At 71.5% G+C, this 687-nt stretch carries 1 protein-coding gene; it reads left to right on the top strand.

The genetic code is table 11. The annotated features are described in order from the left end of the window. Positions 1-687 (top strand): UbiD family decarboxylase (locus CCN37_RS38750; protein ID WP_143262108.1); only part of this gene is annotated, 687 nt, incomplete at both ends.

Here is a 687-nt window from a genome sequence, read left to right as displayed (position 1 = left end):
CTGGGACAACACCGACGAGGACCTCGTCGAGAAGCTCGCCGTCAAGCCAGGGGAGTGGATCTCCCGCTCCGGCGACTTCCGCGCCGTCACGGTGGAAGACGGTCCGCTGCTGTCCCATGTGGACGACGAAGTCGACCTGCTGAAGTTTCCGGTCCCGCGCTGGCACGAGGGCGACGGCGGCCGCTACATCGGCACGGGCTGCGCGGTCGTCACCCGCGACTACGACACCGGCCGGATCAACCTGGGCGCGTACCGGATGCAGGTGCAGGACGAGGGCCGCGCGGTGAGCGTCAACATCGAGGCGGGCAAGCACGGCGCGCAGCACCTGCGCCGCTGGTTCGAGGCCGAAGGCCGCGCGCCGATCGCGGCGTCGCTGGGCCACCACCCGGCGTACCTGGTGGCGGCCGGCGTCGAGGTGCCCGGCGACGTCTCGGAATACGACTACGTAGGCGCGATGGCCGGCGAACCGGTGCGCACGATCGCCGGGCTCGCCACCGGGCTGCCGTTGCCGCACGACGCCGAGATCGCGAGCGAAGGCTGGGTGCGGCCGGACGACAAGCGTCCCGAGGTCCCGTTCGCCGAGTGGACGGGGTACTACTCCGGCTCCCGCGACCCGATCCTCCCGATCACCGTCGAAACGGTGTACTACCGCGACGACCCGATCCTGCTCGGCGCGCCGCCGGGCAA

This window comes from Allokutzneria sp. NRRL B-24872 (assembly GCF_002155965.1).
GTDB lineage: Bacteria > Actinomycetota > Actinomycetes > Mycobacteriales > Pseudonocardiaceae > Allokutzneria.
This window is presented reverse-complemented; position numbering and strand designations above follow the sequence as displayed.